The organism is Methylomonas sp. PHL2-19, from assembly GCF_059331595.1.
Genome location: NZ_CP196839.1, coordinates 4,709,506 through 4,728,703, shown reverse-complemented (window position 1 = coordinate 4,728,703; position 19,198 = coordinate 4,709,506). Strand labels below are relative to the sequence as shown.

Annotated in this window: 17 protein-coding genes and 4 tRNA genes; 15 read left to right on the top strand and 6 right to left on the bottom strand. The window is 49.5% G+C overall.

Going from position 1 to position 19,198, the window contains the following annotated elements; genetic code table 11:
* Positions 1-68: 68 nt before the first annotated feature.
* Entirely contained in the window at positions 69-1,694 is a 1,626-nt protein-coding gene (locus ACR02O_RS21835) for a sensor histidine kinase (protein ID WP_494522378.1), read from the top strand.
* Entirely contained in the window at positions 1,691-3,031 is a 1,341-nt protein-coding gene (locus ACR02O_RS21830; RefSeq protein WP_458138312.1) for a sigma-54-dependent transcriptional regulator, read from the top strand. Before ACR02O_RS21835 ends, ACR02O_RS21830 begins: the two co-directional genes overlap by 4 nt.
* 59 nt (positions 3,032-3,090) lie before the next feature.
* On the opposite strand, the gene ACR02O_RS21825 is transcribed toward ACR02O_RS21830, so the two are convergent.
* Positions 3,091-3,579: a hypothetical protein gene (locus tag ACR02O_RS21825; protein ID WP_101052092.1), complete on the bottom strand. Its 489-nt coding sequence runs from the start codon at positions 3,577-3,579 to the stop codon at positions 3,091-3,093.
* Between the two features lie 152 nt (positions 3,580-3,731).
* On the bottom strand, positions 3,732-5,567 hold the full coding sequence (locus ACR02O_RS21820) for a GGDEF and EAL domain-containing protein (protein ID WP_033156100.1): 1,836 nt from the start codon (positions 5,565-5,567) through the stop codon (positions 3,732-3,734).
* 180 nt (positions 5,568-5,747) lie between these two features.
* On the opposite strand from ACR02O_RS21820, the gene ACR02O_RS21815 reads away from it, so the two are divergent.
* The 3 genes from ACR02O_RS21815 (at position 5,748) to ACR02O_RS21805 (ending at position 9,558) form a co-directional block, all read left to right on the top strand.
* Entirely contained in the window at positions 5,748-6,599 is an 852-nt protein-coding gene (locus ACR02O_RS21815) for an HDOD domain-containing protein (protein ID WP_494522377.1), read from the top strand.
* Positions 6,600-6,861: 262 nt separating this feature from the next.
* Complete coding sequence (locus tag ACR02O_RS21810; protein ID WP_494522376.1) at positions 6,862-8,430, top strand: OprO/OprP family phosphate-selective porin; 1,569 nt, start codon at positions 6,862-6,864, stop codon at positions 8,428-8,430.
* A 189-nt stretch (positions 8,431-8,619) separates the two neighbouring features.
* A complete protein-coding gene (locus tag ACR02O_RS21805) occupies positions 8,620-9,558 on the top strand; it encodes a cation diffusion facilitator family transporter (RefSeq protein WP_494522375.1) in 939 nt (312 codons plus the stop codon).
* 29 nt (positions 9,559-9,587) lie between these two features.
* On the opposite strand, the gene ACR02O_RS21800 is transcribed toward ACR02O_RS21805, so the two are convergent.
* The 4 genes from ACR02O_RS21800 to hemA are packed head-to-tail and all read right to left on the bottom strand — an operon-like array spanning position 9,588 to position 13,219.
* Positions 9,588-10,010, bottom strand: coding sequence for a M67 family metallopeptidase (locus tag ACR02O_RS21800; protein WP_319960417.1), 423 nt, complete (start codon positions 10,008-10,010; stop codon positions 9,588-9,590).
* Entirely contained in the window at positions 10,007-10,882 is an 876-nt protein-coding gene (gene prmC, locus ACR02O_RS21795) for a peptide chain release factor N(5)-glutamine methyltransferase (RefSeq protein ID WP_458138306.1), read from the bottom strand. The genes ACR02O_RS21800 and prmC overlap by 4 nt, the downstream gene beginning before the upstream one ends.
* Positions 10,875-11,960, bottom strand: coding sequence for a peptide chain release factor 1 (gene prfA / locus ACR02O_RS21790; RefSeq protein WP_033156105.1), 1,086 nt, complete (start codon positions 11,958-11,960; stop codon positions 10,875-10,877). The genes prmC and prfA overlap by 8 nt, the downstream gene beginning before the upstream one ends.
* Before the next feature lie 8 nt (positions 11,961-11,968).
* Positions 11,969-13,219, bottom strand: a complete 1,251-nt coding sequence (gene hemA / locus ACR02O_RS21785) for a glutamyl-tRNA reductase (RefSeq protein ID WP_033156106.1) — start codon at positions 13,217-13,219, stop codon at positions 11,969-11,971.
* Positions 13,220-13,365: 146 nt separating this feature from the next.
* Here hemA and ACR02O_RS21780 point away from each other — a divergent pair, with 146 nt between their 5' ends.
* From ACR02O_RS21780 to ACR02O_RS21735, 10 genes are all read left to right on the top strand, one after another.
* A complete protein-coding gene (locus ACR02O_RS21780; protein WP_458138303.1) occupies positions 13,366-15,090 on the top strand; it encodes a tetratricopeptide repeat protein in 1,725 nt (574 codons plus the stop codon).
* A complete protein-coding gene (lolB, locus tag ACR02O_RS21775; protein ID WP_458138302.1) occupies positions 15,087-15,656 on the top strand; it encodes a lipoprotein insertase outer membrane protein LolB in 570 nt (189 codons plus the stop codon). Before ACR02O_RS21780 ends, lolB begins: the two co-directional genes overlap by 4 nt.
* Positions 15,641-16,528 carry a 4-(cytidine 5'-diphospho)-2-C-methyl-D-erythritol kinase gene (ispE, locus tag ACR02O_RS21770; RefSeq protein WP_458138301.1) on the top strand — a complete coding sequence of 296 codons (888 nt, stop codon included), beginning with the start codon at positions 15,641-15,643 and terminating at the stop codon, positions 16,526-16,528. Before lolB ends, ispE begins: the two co-directional genes overlap by 16 nt.
* Positions 16,529-16,537: 9 nt before the next feature.
* Positions 16,538-16,612, top strand: a tRNA-Gln gene (locus ACR02O_RS21765).
* A gap of 35 nt (positions 16,613-16,647) precedes the next feature.
* Positions 16,648-17,601, top strand: a complete 954-nt coding sequence (locus ACR02O_RS21760; protein WP_033156109.1) for a ribose-phosphate diphosphokinase — start codon at positions 16,648-16,650, stop codon at positions 17,599-17,601.
* Between the two features lie 45 nt (positions 17,602-17,646).
* A complete protein-coding gene (locus tag ACR02O_RS21755; RefSeq protein ID WP_033156110.1) occupies positions 17,647-18,243 on the top strand; it encodes a 50S ribosomal protein L25/general stress protein Ctc in 597 nt (198 codons plus the stop codon).
* A 22-nt stretch (positions 18,244-18,265) separates the two neighbouring features.
* Positions 18,266-18,820 (top strand): aminoacyl-tRNA hydrolase, encoded by a 555-nt coding sequence (gene pth / locus ACR02O_RS21750; protein ID WP_458138300.1) that lies wholly within the window; start codon positions 18,266-18,268, stop codon positions 18,818-18,820.
* A gap of 75 nt (positions 18,821-18,895) precedes the next feature.
* Positions 18,896-18,980, top strand: a tRNA-Tyr gene (locus ACR02O_RS21745).
* A 17-nt stretch (positions 18,981-18,997) separates the two neighbouring features.
* Positions 18,998-19,071: transfer RNA gene (locus ACR02O_RS21740), tRNA-Gly, on the top strand.
* 18 nt (positions 19,072-19,089) lie between these two features.
* Positions 19,090-19,165 (top strand) — tRNA-Thr (locus ACR02O_RS21735).
* Positions 19,166-19,198: the final 33 nt, after the last annotated feature.

Sequence of the window (19,198 nt, the reverse complement as noted above, 5' to 3'; positions counted from 1 at the left end):
GCGTCTCAAGTTGGTGCTATGATTGAACTGACAAACATTCTAACTAACTCTGCATAAAAACTCGGGCAATGCTTTCTTCATCGGTCGATACTATTTATCCCTGCCCTTTTTCCAAGGGGTACGGCATTCCCGTTCGGCAAGCATGGTTGATGTTGAAGATTTTCGCCCTCTATCGGTTTGTTACCGCCTGCCTGTTTGTAATGCTGTTTTATTTGCGCTTTGGGCCGTCGTTATTGGGTTCCTACGACGCATCATTGTACCAGTTCACCAGTGTTGCCTATCTGGGGATTTCGCTGATTGCCGCGCCGGTCGCATTTAGACCGCGTTGGGCTTATGCCAGTCTGGCACAGTTATTTATTTTTACCGATATAGTCTTCATTACCTTGCTGATGCACGCCAGCGGTGGGATTGGCAGCGGCATTGGCATCTTGCTGGCTATCTCGATAGCGGCGGGTGGTTTGCTGATTGGTGGGCGCTGCGCGATGTTGTTTGCGGCTTTGGCTAGTCTGGCAATTCTTGCTGAAGAGGTGTATGCGATAGAAACGCATGCCTTCGAAAATACTACCTTGACTTATGCCGGCATGCTGGGAGTGGCTTTTTTTTCGATAGCGTTTTTATCGGTAATCCTGGCACAGCGTGCCGAACAATCAGCGGTGTTGGCCAGACGGCACGAGCATACTATCGCCAGGCTGGAGAGTCTTAACCGCTATATCATCCAGCATTTGCAATCGGGCATCATGATCGTCGATGACCGGCAGGTCACTCAGCTTTCCAATCAATCGGCGTTGCGTTTGCTGGGTTTGGTCTTGCATCCGGAGGAACTGGCCGAGGTGGCGCCGGAACTGAGGCAAGCTTTCGAGTTGTGGCGCGCCAATCGGGATCAGGATTTTGCCATTATCCAATTAGCCAATCGCAACGAAGTGCAAGTGCGATTTTCCGAATTAAGTATGGATGACGAAGCGTTGTACATGCTGATTTTCGAGGACATTGCTTTGTACAATCAACGCTTGCAGCAGAGCAAGCTGGCGTCTCTGGGCCGGTTGACCGCCAGTATTGCCCATGAAATTCGCAATCCGCTCAGCGCTATTAGCCATGCCGGGCAATTGCTATCCGAAGCACCGGACTTAGATGTGCAAGAGCTGCGTTTGACGGAAATCATCCAGCACCATTGTCAGCGGGTAAACAGCATCATCGAGGACATTCTCAAGTTGTCTCGGCGCAACCCGTCGCAAAAACAAAAAATCGCTTTGGACCAGTGGTTGCCGGCCTACCTTGACGAGCAGAAATTGAATCTGGGCGAGCGGGCGGAGTGTTTTAAATTGATTTTTAAAGCGCAAGGCTTGAATGCCTGTATTGATAGTGGTCACTTGAAGCAAATTCTCGATAATCTCTGCGCCAATGCTTTGCAATACGGTAAGCCTGAGCTAGGGGCCATCGTGCTTGAAGTGTCGCAGATGCAGGAGGCGCCGTGCATTAAAATTATCGATAATGGCGCCGGAATTGCCGCAGAGCACCGGCAGCATTTGTTCGAACCGTTTTTTACCACTTCCCACCAAGGTACCGGGTTAGGGTTGTATATTTCCAGGGAATTGGCCGAACTGAATCAAGCGGAGTTAAGTTACGCCGCCCATTCCGGAAAGCCTTGTTTCACTTTGTTGCTGGCTAATGCCGATCACGCCGTCATTGAAATATGAATATGCCTGTCACCCTGGTTGTCGATGACGAACCCGACATCCGAGAATTACTTGAAATAACCCTGAACCGCATGCACATTCAAACCCGCTGCGCGGCTAATTTGGCCGAGGCCAAACAGCTACTGGCCGTTGAGGTGTTTGATTTGTGTCTTACCGATATGAAGCTGCCGGACGGCGATGGGCTGGATTTGGTCGAGCACATTCAATTAGCCGGTTTGCAGTTGCCGGTGGCGGTGATTACTGCGCATGGCAGCATGGATATTGCGATCAAAGCCATGAAAAAGGGAGCTTTTGACTTCCTGTCCAAGCCGGTCGATTTGGGGATATTGCGGCAGCTGGTCAGTCATGCGCTGCAAGCCTCGCTAACTAGGGTTTCCGACAAGGAGCGCCGTACCCGCGACATCTTGCTAGGCGAATCGGCATTAATGTGCGCTATTCGCTCGAAGATCGACAAGGTGGCGCGCAACCAGGCGCCGGTTTATATCAGCGGTGAATCCGGTTCCGGCAAGGAGTTGGTGGCCAGATTGATACACCAGCAAAGCCCGCGCGGCGAGAAACCGTTTATTGCGATTAACTGCGGAGCGATTCCGCCTGAATTGATGGAAAGCGAATTCTTCGGGCATAAAAAAGGCAGTTTCACCGGCGCGGTAGCCGACAAGCAAGGCTTGTTTCAGGCGGCCGATGGCGGCACCTTGTTTTTGGATGAAGTGGCTGATTTGCCTTTGCCCTTGCAAGTTAAATTGTTGCGGGCGATTCAGGAGAAAAAAGTCCGCCCGGTCGGCGAACAGCGGGAAGTGCCTGTCGATGTGCGCTTATTGAGTGCAACCCACAAGGATTTGACCAAGATGGTCCAAGAAGGCAGTTTTAGGCAGGATTTGTACTACCGGATCAATGTCATCGAGCTGAGTTTGCCACCCCTGCGCGCCCGGTCCGCCGATATTCCTCAGCTTACCGAGCACTTATTGGCGGGCCTGGCTAATGCCAACGGTATGGATTTGCCCAAACTCAGCGACTCTGCGCTAAATGCGTTAAAGCACTACTATTTTCCCGGCAATGTTCGGGAGCTGGAAAATATATTGGAGCGGGCGCTGGCCTTGCACGATGGCGGCGTGATTGAAGCCGACGATCTGAACTTGCCGTTGGGGATGGAATTGGCTGCGGTCGAAGATTTCGACGCCGAGAAAATGTCGCTGGAAGCCTATCTCGAAGACATAGAGAAAAAAGCCTTGAGTGCGGCGCTGGAGGAAAATCGTTGGAACAAAACCGCTACCGCTAAATACTTGGGTCTAAGCTTCCGTTCGCTGCGGTATCGTTTGAAAAAGTTGGGTCTTGAATAACAGAAAATAACTGTAAGCGAGTAGGGGCGTGCTACTCGCCTAAATATCCACAGGCATGCTTATTGATACTTACTCATGCCTTTCAATTGTTGCAGCGCGGCTTGAATTTTGGCGTTTGCGGCATCGTCTAGTTCGTTGTTTTTATACACTTTGTCCAACAGGCCTTCTTCTACCAGCGCGTCTTTGATCCAACGTTTGGCAAAGGCATAACTCGCTGGGATTTTGGCGACTTCACCTGTTTTTGGATTTTTCAGACTATCGACTGGCGCTGCTGGCGCAGGGGCGGCGGCTTTTTTGGCCGGGGCGGATTTACTGGCTTTGGGTGCGGCGGGTTTGGGTGTGGCGGCTTTGGCTGGAGCGGGTTTTTCGGCGGTTTTTACAGCTGCGGGAGGAGGCGGTGTCAGTTCGGTTTGGATGGCCGGTTTAGTCGCTTCCGGCTTGGCGGGCTCGGGTTTACTAGTTTCCGGTTTTTCCTTTTTGCCACCCATGACCACAAATACTACGTAAGCTACAAAAATAGTTGTCGCTATAAAAAGCAATTCAGCCATAACCCTTCCCCTTTTGTTTGTTTTATTTATTAAGATTCAGAACAATGTGATGACACGTTTTTAAACACCGCGAGCGAATATACCAGAGCTAATCAAGTCGGTAAACTAATACCCCAATTGCTAAAAAGTTCGCGAATTACGTTTAATCCGTTTCAACTGATTGGACTGGCCACCTGATTGCTGCCCAGCAAAAGGTTAAGCGAAACCTTCTGACCATCCAGTAGATTCTGCTCGGGTTTGCCGAATGCGTAGCCCTGGCCGAAGTTTACGCCGATTTCCTTCAGCTTTACCGCCGTACCTGCCGATTCGACGAATTCGGCGATGGTTTTCTTGCCGAGTTTTGAGGCAATTTCCACCATGGATTTGACAAGTATTTGATCGGTTTCGTTGTCGAGCAGGTTTCTGATGAATTGACCGTCGATTTTCACGTAATCGACCGGAAAGGTTTTGAGATAGTTGAACGAACAAAAGCCGGCGCCGAAATCGTCTAGCGCGAATTTGCAGCCTAAGGCTCTGATTTTGTTAATCATGTGCCGGGTTTTTTCAAAATTGTCCACGGCGGCTGTTTCGGTGATTTCGAAGGTCAAACGGTTGGCGTCTATCCAGGTCATTTCCAGTTTATCCTTAATAGTGGATAGTAAATCCGGATACTGAAACGCGGTACTTGAAAGGTTCACGGCCAGGGAAATATAAGACATGTAAGTGGGCAGTGCCGCCAGAAAGTCGATGGCATTTTCAACGACCCACAGGTCTATCGCGTGAATCAAGCCGGTTCTTTCGGCTACCGGAATAAACTGATCCGGCGTGATGACTTCATTGCCTTCGCCGCGCATGCGCAATAACACTTCATAGTGCGAAACATTGCCATCAGACAGCTGTACCACCGGCTGGAACACCAGAAATAGCTGGTTATCCCGCAAGGCCTTGCGAATAAGCGGCACCCAGTAAATGTCGCGGCGTCTTTCCTTGACGATGAGATCATCGCTGTTGTAGACGCAGATTTTGTCTCTGCCGGTGCTTTTTGCAAAGTTGCAGGCTTGGCGGGCATGTAAAATCATTTCGCCCGGATGAAACGCGGAAACGGTATTGTCCAGCGCGGCAATGCCGATGGAAACCGAGGCGCTGTAAGACACTTCGCCGGTGAAGAACCGAAAATTGTCCACGGTGGTTTTGATGGTTTCCGCGAGAATCTGTGCTTGCTTTTTAGTTTTGTTTTCCAGGAATAAACAAAACTCGTCGGCGCCGATACGGGCGAATAAACTGCCGGCTGGTAATAGCTTTCGGACCAGAATGGCCATTTCGACCAGTAAACGATCACCTACTTCAAAGCCTTCCAGTTCGTTAATCAGGCTGAAGCGGTCCACATCAATGAATAATAGAGACCCGTCTTTTTGCGTTTTATTGCTGTGATTTAATACCAATCTCAGCTGACGTTCGAAACTGCTGCGATTGAATAAGCCGGTTAATTCGTCGTGGGCAACCAGAAACTTGAGTTTGGCATCAATAACGTTTTTGGCGGCCAATTCATTGATCAATTGTTCTTCCTGACGGTGGCGCAGTTGGCGTTCCTGTTTCAGGCTCAGCAAAAATTTTACTGCCAGTATCAATTCCTGGGTATTGACGGGGGTGTTGATTTTGTAAGTTAGACAATTGTCCTGTTGCGGTTGACAACTGTCGAGCTCACAGGCAAAGCTGTCGTCGTTCAGAATTACTACCGGAATGACCGATACCGAATTGGCGCTGGATAAACTCTGGCACATTTCCCGAGCTTGGCAAAGCGGCAGCCTTGCGTTCAGCACGATCAGACCGATCCTGTCGGGTTGATCGGCGTAAGGCTTTAATATCTCGTAAATTTGTTCGCCATTTTCAGCTACACGAATATCGGTAAAACCCTTCGTTTTCAATGTGGAAACGATTTTTTGAGCGGAGACTTCATTATGCTCCGCAACGACAATCAGTTTTTCTTTGAGCGCGTCATTGGCAATCATCTAATACCATCCAGGTATTGGCATAAAATCGGGAGCAGTCGGCATAAGGTCAGGAGGAGGGCAGCATTTAATAAGCTTGTATTTTCATATAATTGGTCTAGGTTTAAGCGCAGCCTTTAATGCTATTTCTATGCTATTGGTTTTCAGTATAGGTGTAAATTTAATTTTTTAGAATTATTGATGATAGCTTACTCACCGTCCACATTAACTGTTGCCGATTTGCTGAGAGGTGATTTGCAACTCGCCTCGCCGCCGAATGCCTATTTTTTGTTGAAAAAAATAGTCGAAGACCCGAATAAGACTGCGAAAGACGCGGCTGTGGTGATCGAAGCCGATGCGGCATTGGCGGTAAAGCTACTGAAGATAGTGAATAGTGCTTTTTATGGTTTTCCGTCCCAAATCAGTTCGATTACCAAAGCCATCACCATGATTGGTACCCGTGAGTTGCAGAATCTGGTGCTGGGTACCTTGATTGTCGAACGTTTTTCCGATTTACCCGGACAACATTTCTCCATTCACGATTTTTGGGCCAGAAATTTGCGTTGCGCGTTGATTGCACGCGAATTGGATATTCATTTCGGCAAGCACTATGCCGACACCGCATTTCTGTGCGGTTTGGTCCACAACATCGGACAATTGGTGTTTTATCGGCGGATTCCGGTATTGGCCCGGGAAGTCGACTTATTACTGCAATCGCAAACCCCGCTCGCGGTGGACGAAGAGGTCACGGTAGAGCAGAACGTGATCGGTTTCGACCATTTTCAAGCCGGCGCCGAGTTGTGCAAACAATGGATGTTACCGGACGTTATTGTGGAAAGTATTCGCTTGCATTGCTTTCCTGATTTGATCGGGCCTTACGCCGATTTGGCCGCCATGGTCAGACTGGCGAACTGCTTGAGCCGAATCGAAAACCCCTACGACGCTCACGCAGTAAGCGCATTGAATCTGACACCGGAGCAAATCAGTTTCATACTGGACAAAATCAGCGACGAGTTCGAAGTCATTTTTAAATTGTTTTATCCCACTGTCTAAGCCCGCTTGGGTTCTTATCATTATCGGTATATCTGTTGCTTAAAGGTGACAGGGGCCGAGCTCGACTATCCCATCATCAAGCTGCCGATACGCTAACGACTTGTATCGAATGCGGTTTTTGTCGCAAAAAAACAACGGATAGGCCAATTAAATTCGTTTTGTCATAAAGTTGTCATATTGCCTCCATACAATGCGCTCAAGCTCGCTGGTCGTTGTGATCTTTGAGTAACGCATTGATTTATATAATTATTGGAGAAATTTGATGAGACTTTCTAAGCTGAGCCTGGCAGTGGCAGCCGTTATTGGCTCGGGTATTTGCGCCGAGGCGATGGCGCTGGATTTGTATGTTGATGCCAAAACCAAGCAGATTTTTGCCGAGCCAGGTCCGGGCCGGACCAAGCTGGGTTCATTTGAAAAAGTCGAAGATACCGCCGCGCAAAAAGCTGAAGCGCAAGCGCAGAAGGCTGAAATAGCACAAATCAAGGAAGATTTGGCTTTGAAAAACAACGAGTTGAAAGCGCTGGATGAGCACATTAAAGATCCTAAATTCAGCGAACTGGAGCTTAACGAGAAAGGAATTAAATTCGAGAGTAAGGATGGCAACTTCGAAATGGCTATCAATGGCAGGATGCAGGTTGATGCGCAAATGAATGTTTCCGATGGGTCACCCATTAGTAACTCAACAGCTACACCTAATGACACGCAACAGTTAGCCGATGGTGCCAATATCAGACGTGCCCGTCTCGGTGTTGAAGGTAGCTATTATCACGATTGGGAATACAAATTTGAATATGACTTTAGCCGCGGAGGTAACTCCGGTGTAGCAGCGGGTATTACTGATGCTTACATTAATTGGAGAGGTTACGATCCGCTTGGAGTAAAAGTAGGTTCATTCAAAGAGCCCTTCAGTTTGGAAGAAGCGACCAGCAACCGTTGGCTGACCTTCATCGAACGTAACATGGCAGTCAATGCGTTTTCAGACAATCCAAATGCCTATAAAACCGGTTTTGCTTTGACATGGTCAGATCCTCGCTGGACTGCTGCGGGCGCTATTATGACTGAGCCTGTTGGTGGCGGTTGGGCGTATACCTCTTCTAGGGGTAGCAACGGCAATAACAACCGTAACGGCGGATCTGGAGATATGGGCTGGGAACTGACAGGCCGTGTTACCGCGTTACCTTGGTTTGAAGATAAAACCAAGTTTTTACATGTTGGTGCGTCGGGATCGCAGCGCTATTTGAATGACGCTGGAAACAACAATGCTATGAGATATCAAGCAGCTATAACCAACGTTGATAGAACCGCTATCATTGATACTGGAACAGGCATATTCGACAACGTCTCCACTATTACCAGAATGGGTGGTGAATCTGCATTAGTCTATGGTCCTTTTTCTGCTCAAGCCGAGTACATACAAGCCGACCTTTCTGGCCGTGTTAATAACAACGAAAGCCTCAATGGTTACTACGGATATGTTAGCTATTTCTTGACCGGCGAGTCTCGCGCTTACAAGACTAAAACCGGTGCGTGGGATCGCTTGAAACCTAAACGTCACTTTGACATGAAAGGTGGTTTGGGTGCTTGGGAAGTTGCCGCAGGTTATGACTATCTTGATTTGAATGATAAGAATGTTAGAGGTGGCCGAGCTGCCGTGGCGAAGTTTGGTTTGAATTGGTATCCAAATTCGCATATCAAGATGATGGCTAACTACATTCATGCTCTGGAAATTCAACGCCCAGGTACCAGCAGCTTAACTGCGCCAACAAACGGTGCGGGCTACGATGGTTCCAAACTTGACGCCTTCGAACTGCGCGGACAAGTTGACTTCTAAGCCAAGCTTTGAGAGGCAAGGATAGCCTCGCGTAAAATCAAAAAAACCGCCTCGATCTTGAACGTTCCAGGCGGTTTTTTTATGGATGCGATCTGGAACTATCACGTCAAAGATATCAAAGTATGGGAAATGAATCTTGCTACGGCTCTGTCTGCTAGACTAATAGTCCGTTTAGACTTCGTCAATATTATGACAGAACAACAATCTCTAGCCCGATATGGCTGGCTATCCATTGCTGCCGCCGTCAGCACCATCGCACTAAAAAGTTACGCCTATTGGCTGACCGACTCCGTGGGCTTACTGTCCGATGCGTTGGAGTCGCTGATCAATTTGGTGGCGGCGATCATCATGCTGGTGGTACTGACTATTTCTGCGCGGCCACCCGACGATACACATGCTTATGGGCATGAAAAAGTAGAATATTTCTCCAGCGGTGCGGAAGGCATCATGATTTTGCTGGCGGCTTTTAGTATTGGCTACGCGGCCTGGGAACGCTTGTGGAATCCGCTGCCGCTTCAGCAACTTGATCTGGGGATAGCGGTTTCGGTGTTTGCTTCTCTGATCAATTTGGCGGTTGCCCGAGTTTTGATTGGTGTCGGCCGCCGTCGGCAGTCGATTACCCTGGAAGCCGACGGTAAGCATTTGATGACCGATGTCTGGACGACAGTCGGGATTTTGGTCGGCATCGCCATTATCTCGGTGGCAAACCGTTTCGAGCCGAGTCTGGCGTTTGCCAGGCAATTGGGGCTGAATGGCTGGGAAATACTCGACCCGATTATTGCCATAGGAGTGGCGTTAAATATTGTCTGGGCCGGCTTGCAATTGATTCGCCGGACCGTGTCCGGTTTATTGGATGCGGCCTTATCGCAGGAGGAAATTGCGGAAATCGTCGCTGTGTTGGATGAATATGTGGCCGGCCAACGTATTGCTTATCATGCGTTACGGACTCGTTACGCCGGCGCCAGACGTTTCATGTCGGTGCATGTGTTGGTACCTGGGAGTTGGACAGTGCAGCAGGGTCATGATTTGCTGGAAGCCATCGAGCAGCGAATCAAGGACAGGTTCGACAACATCGACATCGACACGCATCTAGAACCTATCGAAGATGCCGCGTCTTGGGAGCATTGAGCACGCGGTTAGGGATGCAACGGCTTGGATTAAGCTTCAATCAGATTTAATTCCACTTCTTCCGCGCTGTCTCCGGCAATTTTAAAGCCGCGCATTTCCAATACGCCCTTGGTATTTAAGGAAATGATCAAATGCAGTGCGTCCGGATAGCTGGCTTCCTGGATGTCGGTCGCTGACGGTTGGGCCGGCGTGTGCGGGTGCGAGTGGTAGATAGCAAATAGCGTTTCGCCTTTTTCGCGGATTTGGCGCATCGCCTCGATTTGCTGGCTGGCGTCTAATAAAAATCGGGTCTGCGGCGTGGCGGCGCTATTTTCCACTGGATAACAACTCGCCGGCATACCGGTACTGTCCGCGCCGATTAGACCGCAAACCTCGGTATCCGGGGATAGTTGCGCCAAGTGCAGTAACTGGTTGGTGAGCTTGCGCGGTAGAGAAATTTCTTTGTGGTTCATAGTGGTTTCCATATTCCCGATGTCACTCGTGGATTGCCGGATAAATCAGCATGGGTGTTGACCTGCTGGTAGCCAAATTCGTGAAAAATGGCTTGTACCTCGGATTGCTGATTGTAGCCGTGTTCGACCAATAATTGGCCATTGTCTTTTAAATGCAGACGCGCTTGCTCGGCAAGCTGATGAATGTCTTGCAGGCCGTTGTTGGGGCTGATCAACGCGCTGTCAGGCTCAAAGCGCACGTCGCCGATGGTTAGATGCGGGTCGTTATCGACGATGTAGGGTGGATTGCTAACGACTAAATCAAAGTCTGTTTCTTCGATGTTTTCGAACCAGTTCGATTGCACAAAACGCACATTGCCGGTCTTGAGTTGCTGCGCATTGCATTGGGCCAGCTCTAAAGCCGCCGAGCTTAGATCGCTGGCAAATACCTGGGCTAATGGTCGTTCGGCGGCCAAGGTGACGGCAATTATCCCGGAGCCGGTGCCGAGATCGATGATTTTACAGGGCTGGTCGGCAGGTAATAGCGACAGGCTGAGCTCTATAAGCAATTCGGTGTCGGGTCTGGGGATCAAGACATTCGGGCTGACTTTGAAATTGCGCGACCAGAATTCGCGTTGGCCGGTTAAGTAGGCAACCGGCGTGCCCTGCGAGCGCTGCTCTACCAATATTTGAAACTGAGCGTTTTGTTCCGCGCTGGGCTGATGTTCCGGCCAAGCTCTGAGAAACGAGCGGGTTTTGTTTAGGCAGTGGCAAAGCAGAACTTCCGCGTCCAGCATTGCGGTTTCGGATGTGGCGCTTAGCTTTGCGCTTGCAGTGGCTACCAGGCTATGAATCGTATTGCTGGTATCTGTCCATATAGGTTGCTTAGACATTACCCAGCTGAGTCAACAATTCTGCCTGATGTTCATGAATCAGCGGTTGAATCACATGCTCCAATCCGCCTTCCATGATTTCTTCCAGCTTATAAAGCGTCAGGTTGATGCGGTGGTCGGTGAGTCGGCCTTGCGGGTAGTTATAGGTGCGGATACGCTCGGATCGGTCGCCGCTGCCCACTTGTAATTTGCGGCTTTCCGATTGTTCCGCGTGTTGCTTTTCCTGGGCCGCCGACATCAAACGGGCCTGCAATACCGACATCGCGCGGGCGCGGTTCTTGTGTTGAGAGCGTTCGTCCTGGCATTCGACGACCACACCGGACGGGATGTGGGTAATACGGATCGCCGATTCGGTGCGGTTGACGTGTTGGCCGCCGGCGCCGGAGGCGCGGTAGGTGTCGATGCGCAGGTCCGCCGGATTGATGTCGATTTCGTCGACCGCATCGACTTCCGGCATGATCGCCACGGTGCAGGCCGAAGTATGCACGCGGCCTTGCGACTCGGTTTCCGGTACCCGTTGCACGCGGTGGGTGCCCGATTCGAACTTTAATTGCGAATACACGTTTTGGCCGGCCACGCGCATGATGACTTCTTTAAAGCCGCCGTGTTCGCCGCGGTTCTCGTTGATAATCTCGGTGCTCCAGCCTTGCCGTTCCGCATAGCGTTGATACATCCGTGCGAGGTCGCCGGAGAAGATCGCCGCTTCGTCGCCACCGGTGCCGGCGCGTACTTCCAAAAACACGTTGCGGTTGTCGTTCGGGTCTTTTGGCAGCAGCAGGATTTGCAGTTGTTGGGTCAATTCCTCGCGTTGGGCTTCGGCGGCCTGGATTTCTTCTTTGGCCATTTCCCGTAACTCCGGGTCGCTGTCTTTAGCCATTTCCTGGGCTGATTCGAGATTGGCTTCGTTTTCCTGATAGATTTTGTAACAGGCGACCAGCGGCTCGATTTGCGCGTATTCCTGGCTCAGGCTGCGGAATTGGTTTTGATTGCTTTGTACTTCCGGTTGTGACAGTAGGGCGGTGATTTCTTCGAAGCGTTCGCCGAGGTTTTCCAGTTTGGTTTGTATCGAGGGTTTCATTCAGTGGCTTATCGTAATTTGAAAATTTCGCGGGAAGCGGCGATCAGGTCGTGGCGTTCGTTGGCGCCGGCCTCGCGCAGTTGCGCGCAGGGTGTATGGATCAGTTTGTTGGTCAAGGTGTAAGCGAGGCGCTGTAATACTTCGTCGGCGGCTGCGCCGCTGTTGAGTTGGGCTAAAGCTTTTTGCAAGGCTTCGTCGCGAGTTTGCTCGGCCTGAGTGCGGAAATCGCGGATGGTTTCCTGTGCGCCTTGAGAACGTAGCCAGGCCATAAAGTGTTCGACTTGAGTGTCGATAATTTCCTCGGCCTGCTCGGCGGCGCGGCGGCGCGAGTCCATGTTTTGATTGACGGTGTTTTGTAGATCGTCAACCGTATACAGATAAACATCGCGTAGCTGCGCAACTTCGGCTTCGATGTCGCGCGGCACGGCCAAATCGACCATGAACATCGGTTTGTGCTTGCGGATTTTGATCGCGCTTTCTACGCGGCCTTTACCAAGGATCGGCAATTGGCTGGCGGTGGACGATACGACAATGTCTGCTTCCGCCAAGTGATTCGGCAACTCGGCGAGGTTGATCGCGTAGCCGTTGAACTGCATCGCCAAGGCATGGGCTTTGTCGTAAGTGCGATTGGCAATGATGATGCGGCCGATGCCGTGTTGGTATAGATGGCGGGCGGTGAGTTCTATCGTTTCGCCGGCACCTATCAATAAAGCGGTTTGTTCGCTGAGTTTGTCGAAAATTTGTTGTGCCAGTTGCACGGCGGCAAATGCGACAGACACCGGGCTGGAGCCGATGGCGGTGTCGGTGCGGACCTTTTTAGCAGCGGAAAACGTGTGTTGAAATAATTTGCTGAGATTTCGACCCAAGGTGCCGGCTTGTGAAGCGGCATGGTAGGCGGTTTTCATTTGGCCGAGAATTTGCGGCTCGCCCAGGATCATCGAATCCAGTCCGCAGGCCACGCGGAACATATGTCTTATCGATTGGCTATCTTTGTAGCTGTAAAGATAAGGAGTGAAGTCGGCGGGTTTGATCTGTTTGGTGTCGGCTATCCAATTTACCAACGAGGATTGGTTGTCGCTGTCGGCCTGATAGTAAAATTCGGTGCGATTGCAAGTGGATAGAATGGCCGCCTCGCTGATTTCGCGAAGATTCCACAAGTTTTTCAGCGTGTTATCGAGCATGTCCGTCGGGAACGCCAAGCGTTCGCGGATGGCGACCGGCGCTGTATTGTAATTTATCCCTACGGCAAGAAGAGTCATCGGTTGCGAACAATAGCACAAGAAAAGTGCACTATTTTAAGGAATGCGCTGTTTTTGTCCAAATACAATGAAACGACAGTCTGATTCAGGGGCTTTTTCTGGTAATCTATCGACAATAGTTTTTCAAAAGTGGGTCAATTGATTGCATGAAAAAATGGATAGCCATCGCAATGTTTTTATCGATGTCAGGATGTGCGGTTTCTCCTGAGAAAGAGCCTGAGGCAGAAGGTTTGCCAGTCAAGCCTGAGGGTTTGGAAAGCAGAGTTAATCGCAACACAGTGATCGACGAAGAGGTGCTGTATTTGCTGATGGCCGCGGAATTGGCAGGGCAGCGTAATCAGTACCATTTGGCCATGGATGCTTATTTGCAGGCCGCTAAGCGAGTGGATGATCCGCGGATTGCGGAGCGGGCAGTCAAAATCGGTTTGTTTTTAAAAGACGAGCAGCGTACCCGTGAGGCCTTGACGGTTTGGTTGTCTAAGGACGGTAAGAATTTAGCGGCGAGAAAGTTTGCCGTGTTACTGGCGATTAAAAATTCAGATCAAAAGGCGGCTGTCGAAAATCTCAATGCCATGCTGGCAGATGATCCGGCCGGTTTTGAGGCTGGTGTGCTGGAAATGACCAAGTTGATGGAAAAAGAAGGTCGCACACAATTTACCTATGACGTGTTGGAAGAGTTGGCTGTTGAGCATCCTAATCAAGCCAGTGTGTTTTTCTTGCAGGCAGTTTTGGCGTCGGTTCTGCAAAATAACGAGTTGGCCCAGCAGAAAGTTAATCAAGCATTGTTAATCCAGCCTGATTGGAATAAGGCTGTGATCTTGCAGGCACAGCTGGCCGGACGCTCCGGCGACTTGTCTAAGGCGCGCGCCTCTTTGGAAAAGGCGCTTAAGGCGGCGCCGGAAGATAGGATGCTGAGAAAGATGTTGTTGGAAGTGTTGGTTAACGGTCACGACTACGACGATGCGATAAAGCTTTGCCAGAGTGTGCTGGAAGACAAGCCGGATGATGCTGAAACGCTGTTTACCTTGGCTTTGGTATATATGCAGCAAAGCCAGATCGATAAGGCTGAAAACGTACTTGAGAAGTTGCTGAATAATCCCGAGTGGGAAGGGCAGGCTAGTTTTTACTTGGGCAAGATTGAAGTTGATCAACAGCACCCCGATAAGGCATTAACTTGGTTTGATCGGGTGAGCGACGGCAATTACGCATTCGACGCGGATATGGCAGCGGTGTCTTTGTTGATGAATCAAAAACGCTTCGACGAGATCGAGGCCCGCATCAAGCGCATGGATAACAAATATCCTGAGCAGCATTTGCGGGTCTTGATGGTTAAGGCAGAGCTCTACAATCAATTGGGTAAATACCAGGAAGCTTTTGATGTTCTGACACTGGCTTTAAAAGACATGCCCGATAATCGCGAAGTACTATATGCACGGGCATTGGTTGCCGAACGCTTGGATAAGCTGGATGTGCTTGAATCCGACCTGCAGAAAATTTTAGAGCAAAAGCCGGACGATGTGGGGGCGCTGAATGCGTTGGGTTATACGTTGACCGATAGGACACAGCGCTATGAGGAGGCGGCCAAATATTTGGAGCGCGCTCTCAGTTTGCAGCCCGATGAGGCGGTAGTAATAGACAGCTACGGATGGTTGCAGTTTAAGCTCGGAAAGCCTGAGCGGGCGCTGGAATTTTTGCGTAGAGCCTACGAGAAGCAGCCGGAAAATGAAATTGCCGCGCATATTGCCGAAGTGCTTTGGTCTTTGGGTGAGAAAAAGGAAGCAAAAGAGCTTTTCGACAGTGTTTATAAAAAATCTCCTGATGACGAATATTTGTTGGAGTTTAAAAAACGCTTTTTGCAAAACGGGCAATGATTTTTAAGGGCGGTGTGTTCTTGTTGGCTGTGGCGTTCTTGTCCGGCTGTTCTTTATTGTCAGAAAAGCCGAGCGACGCCTACCGTTTGCAAGATATGAGGGTGTTGCAACAGCAACAGCAATGGTATTTTGAGGGGCGATTGGCTCTGGTTGATGAGAAGGATTCGTTTTCTGCGTCGGTGAGTTGGCGGCATCGCTCTGGGAGAGATGATATTGAGCTTTCGGGGCCATTGGCTCAGGGTAAGCTGATGATCACTGTCGAAGCTGATTTCGTAGCGGTGGATGACGGCGACAATCACAAAGAATTTCGCGGGCCTGCAGAAGAGGTGCTGGCGGAGCAGTTAGGTGTCGCGATTCCTGTGAGCGCTTTGAGGTATTGGGTGCTTGGCTTGCCTGATCCGGAGCAGTCGTTTGTCGAGCAGGTTGATGGATTTTTTCAGTCTGGGTGGCGGGTTGGTTTCAGAGAAATTCAGCATGTTAACGCCTTAGTACTGCCGAGAAAAATCAATGCGGAAAAAGATAAGACAAGAATCAAATTAATAGTGGATCAATGGGATTTGTCGTGACGGGAATGCAAGAACAGGTGGTGGGTTGGGGTGAGAAATGGCCTGCGCCGGCTAAGTTGAATCTAATGCTGAGAATCACCGGGCGTCGCCCAGATGGCTATCATTTACTGCAAACAGTATTTCAGATTATTGATTTGTGTGACTGGATAACATTTTATCCTGCGGAAAATGGCCGGGTTTATTTACGTCATCCAATTCCTGGTGTCCCGGAACACGAAGACTTAACCGTTCGCGCCGCCAACTTATTGAGACAATATACTGGGTATGCATCCGGGGTGTGTATTGATGTCGAAAAGAATCTGCCTATGGGTGGTGGCTTGGGTGGTGGTAGTTCCGATGCTGCTACTACGCTGGTGGTGCTGAATAGGTTGTGGAATCTGCATTTACCATTAGAAGCGTTGATGGAGTTGGGCTTGCAGCTTGGTGCCGATGTGCCTGTTTTTGTCTATGGATACACCGCTTGGGGTGAGGGGGTTGGTGAGGAATTAAAGCCCATAACGATTCCGGAACAATGGGTCGTGGTAATCAAGCCGGATTGTCATGTGAACACGAAACAGATTTTTTTGACGGAAGAGTTGACAAGAGATAGCAAATCCATCACAATGCGCGACTTCATTGCAGGCGATTGGCGGAATGATTGTCTTCCGGTTGTTAGCAAATTATATAAGCCGGTGAGTAATGCATTGGATGCATTATCTCAATATGCAGAAGCAAGATTGACGGGGACTGGGGCTTGTGTGTTTGCTCAGTTCGATTCGGAAGAGTCGGCGCGTGAGGCATTTTCTGAGTTGAGTCAGAGTTGGTTAGTTTATTTGGCTCGAGGACTTAATGTTTCGCCTCTGCATGAAAAATTAAGACAAGGATCTGTTTAATCAATTTAATGGGCTGTCGCCAAGCGGTAAGGCACGAGGTTTTGATCCTCGCATACCAAGGTTCGAATCCTTGCAGCCCAGCCATAATCTCCACACAATAGTTCCTTAGGAGTGCTTGAATGCGTGAGGCCTCGGTAATGGTATTTTCCGGGAATGCCAATAAGGCGTTGTCTGAAGGTATTGTGAAGAAGCTCAATATGCGCCTCGGCATGGCCACGGTTGGTCGTTTCAGTGATGGCGAGATTTTTGTTGAGATAGAAGAAAATGTTAGGGGTAGGGATGTATTTGTCATACAGCCTACCTGCGCGCCTACCAACGAAAATCTAATGGAATTGTTGGTAATGATCGATGCTATGAGGCGAGCGTCTGCGGCGAGAATAACAGCCGTTATGCCGTATTATGGTTACGCGCGGCAAGATAGGCGCTCAAGGTCGGCTAGGGTGCCCATTACTGCAAGATTGGTTGCGGATATGATAGGTAATGCTGGGGCTGACAGGGCGTTGACTGTTGACTTGCATGCAGATCAAATCATGGGATTCTTTGGGATTCCGGTTGATAATGTGTATGCTTCGCCAATTTTGCTAGGTGATATTTGGCGGCAAGAATACGAAGATTTGATTGTGGTTTCACCGGATGTTGGTGGTGTTGTGAGGGCTAGAGCCATCGCAAAGCGTCTGGGTGATGCTGATTTGGCGATAATCGACAAGCGAAGGCCGCGTCCGAATGTGTCGGAGATAATGCATATCATCGGCGATGTAGAGGGTCGTACCTGTGTCATGGTGGATGACTTGGTTGATACGGCGGGTACTTTGTGTCACGCGGCAGGGGCGCTCAAGAAAAATGGTGCCAAAAAGGTTGTTGCATACTGTACTCATCCGGTGTTGTCTGGTGCGGCCGCGGAAAATGTTAAAAATTCCGTTCTTGATGAATTGGTAGTTACAGATACGATACCGTTAACTACAGAATTGTCCGGGATTGATAAGATTAGGCAGCTAAGCGTTGCGGAAATGTTGGCAGAAACAATACGTCGAATAGCGGTGGGCGAGTCTGTAAGCTCGCTTTATGTTGACTGATAAGAATTAAAGTAGTGCTTGTGGAACAAGCTTTTGGAGAAAAAAATGGCTAACGTGTTTGAATTTGTTGCAGAAGCTCGCAGTGCCTCGGGCAGTAGCGCGGCCAAAGTTGTTCGTCGTCAGGGTAAGGTCCCGGCAGTAGTATATGGTGGTAGCGGTGCTCCTGAGATGTTATTGCTGGATCATAATGAAGTGGTTAAGCATTTGGTGCATGAGGCGGTTTATTCCCATGTGCTTGATCTTAAAATCGACGGCAAAACAGAAAAAGCTGTTCTTAAGCATATACAAAGGCACCCTGCAAAGCCGATAGTGCTGCATATGGACTTTATGCGGGTTGATGATACGCATAAATTGAAAGTTCATGTTCCTTTGCATTTTATCAATGAAGCTATTTCGGTAGGCGTTAAAAAAGGTGGTTTGGTCAATCATGCAATGGTTGATGTGGAGGTGTTGTGTATGCCTTCTGCTTTGCCGGAATTCATTGAAGTAGATTTGGCTAGTGTAGATGTTGGTTCGACAATACATTTGTCTGATTTGATTTTGCCGGCTGGTGTTGAGATTGCAGCGTTGCAGCATGGTGCTGAGCATGATCATCCGGTTGCTCAAATAGTCAAGCCAAGATCTGTGGAATCTGCTGACTAATAGTGTTTGAAGTCTTGTTTGAATGATTAAGTTGATTGTTGGTCTGGGTAATCCTGGGCGGCAGTACGAAAAAACCCGGCACAATGCCGGGTTTTTGTTTGTGGAGTATCTGGCGGGGCTTGCTGGTGCTGGTTGGTCGAGCAGTAGTCAGTTTTCCGGAGAGGTGGCTGAATGCAATATTGGCGGATACGGGCTTGTATTGCTAAAGCCGATGACTTTTATGAATAAAAGCGGCTTGTCTGTCGGTAAGTTTTTGCGATATTACAAGTTTAAGTCCGAAGAAATGCTTGTGGTTCATGATGAGCTTGAGCTTCCCGAGGGCGTTGTCAAGATGAAAAAAGACGGGGGGCACGGTGGGCATAACGGGTTGCGTGACATTATTGCTCATATCGACACCCGTGATTTCTACAGGTTGAGAATTGGTATAGGTCGTCCTGTCGCGGGGGTGGGTGTGGCGGACTATGTGTTGTCCAGTTTGTCTTGTGATGGTCAGGCTCGAATGCTGGGTTTGTTTGGCGAGTTAGCGAAAAGCATGGATGCGTTGGTTTTGGGTGATTTGAATTCAATTGGAGTTTGATTGTTACTTCAGCTGAATTAAAAAAAACACTTGACTGGGGTTTTTGAAACAAGGATAATTGATCGAATAAGTAACGGAGGGGTTCCCGAGCGGCCAAAGGGATCAGACTGTAAATCTGCCGGTTCTACCTTCGGAGGTTCGAATCCTCCCCCCTCCACCACCAAATTTATGGGATCTGCGGGTGTAGTTCAATGGTAGAACTCCAGCCTTCCAAGCTGATTGCGTGGGTTCGATTCCCATCACCCGCTCCATTTCGGGGTAAATTACTCGCTCATATAGCTCAGTAGGTAGAGCACTTCCTTGGTAAGGAAGAGGTCACCGGTTCAAATCCGGTTATGAGCTCCAGATTTAGGTTTGTTTTTGTCGTAGTTAGGGTGT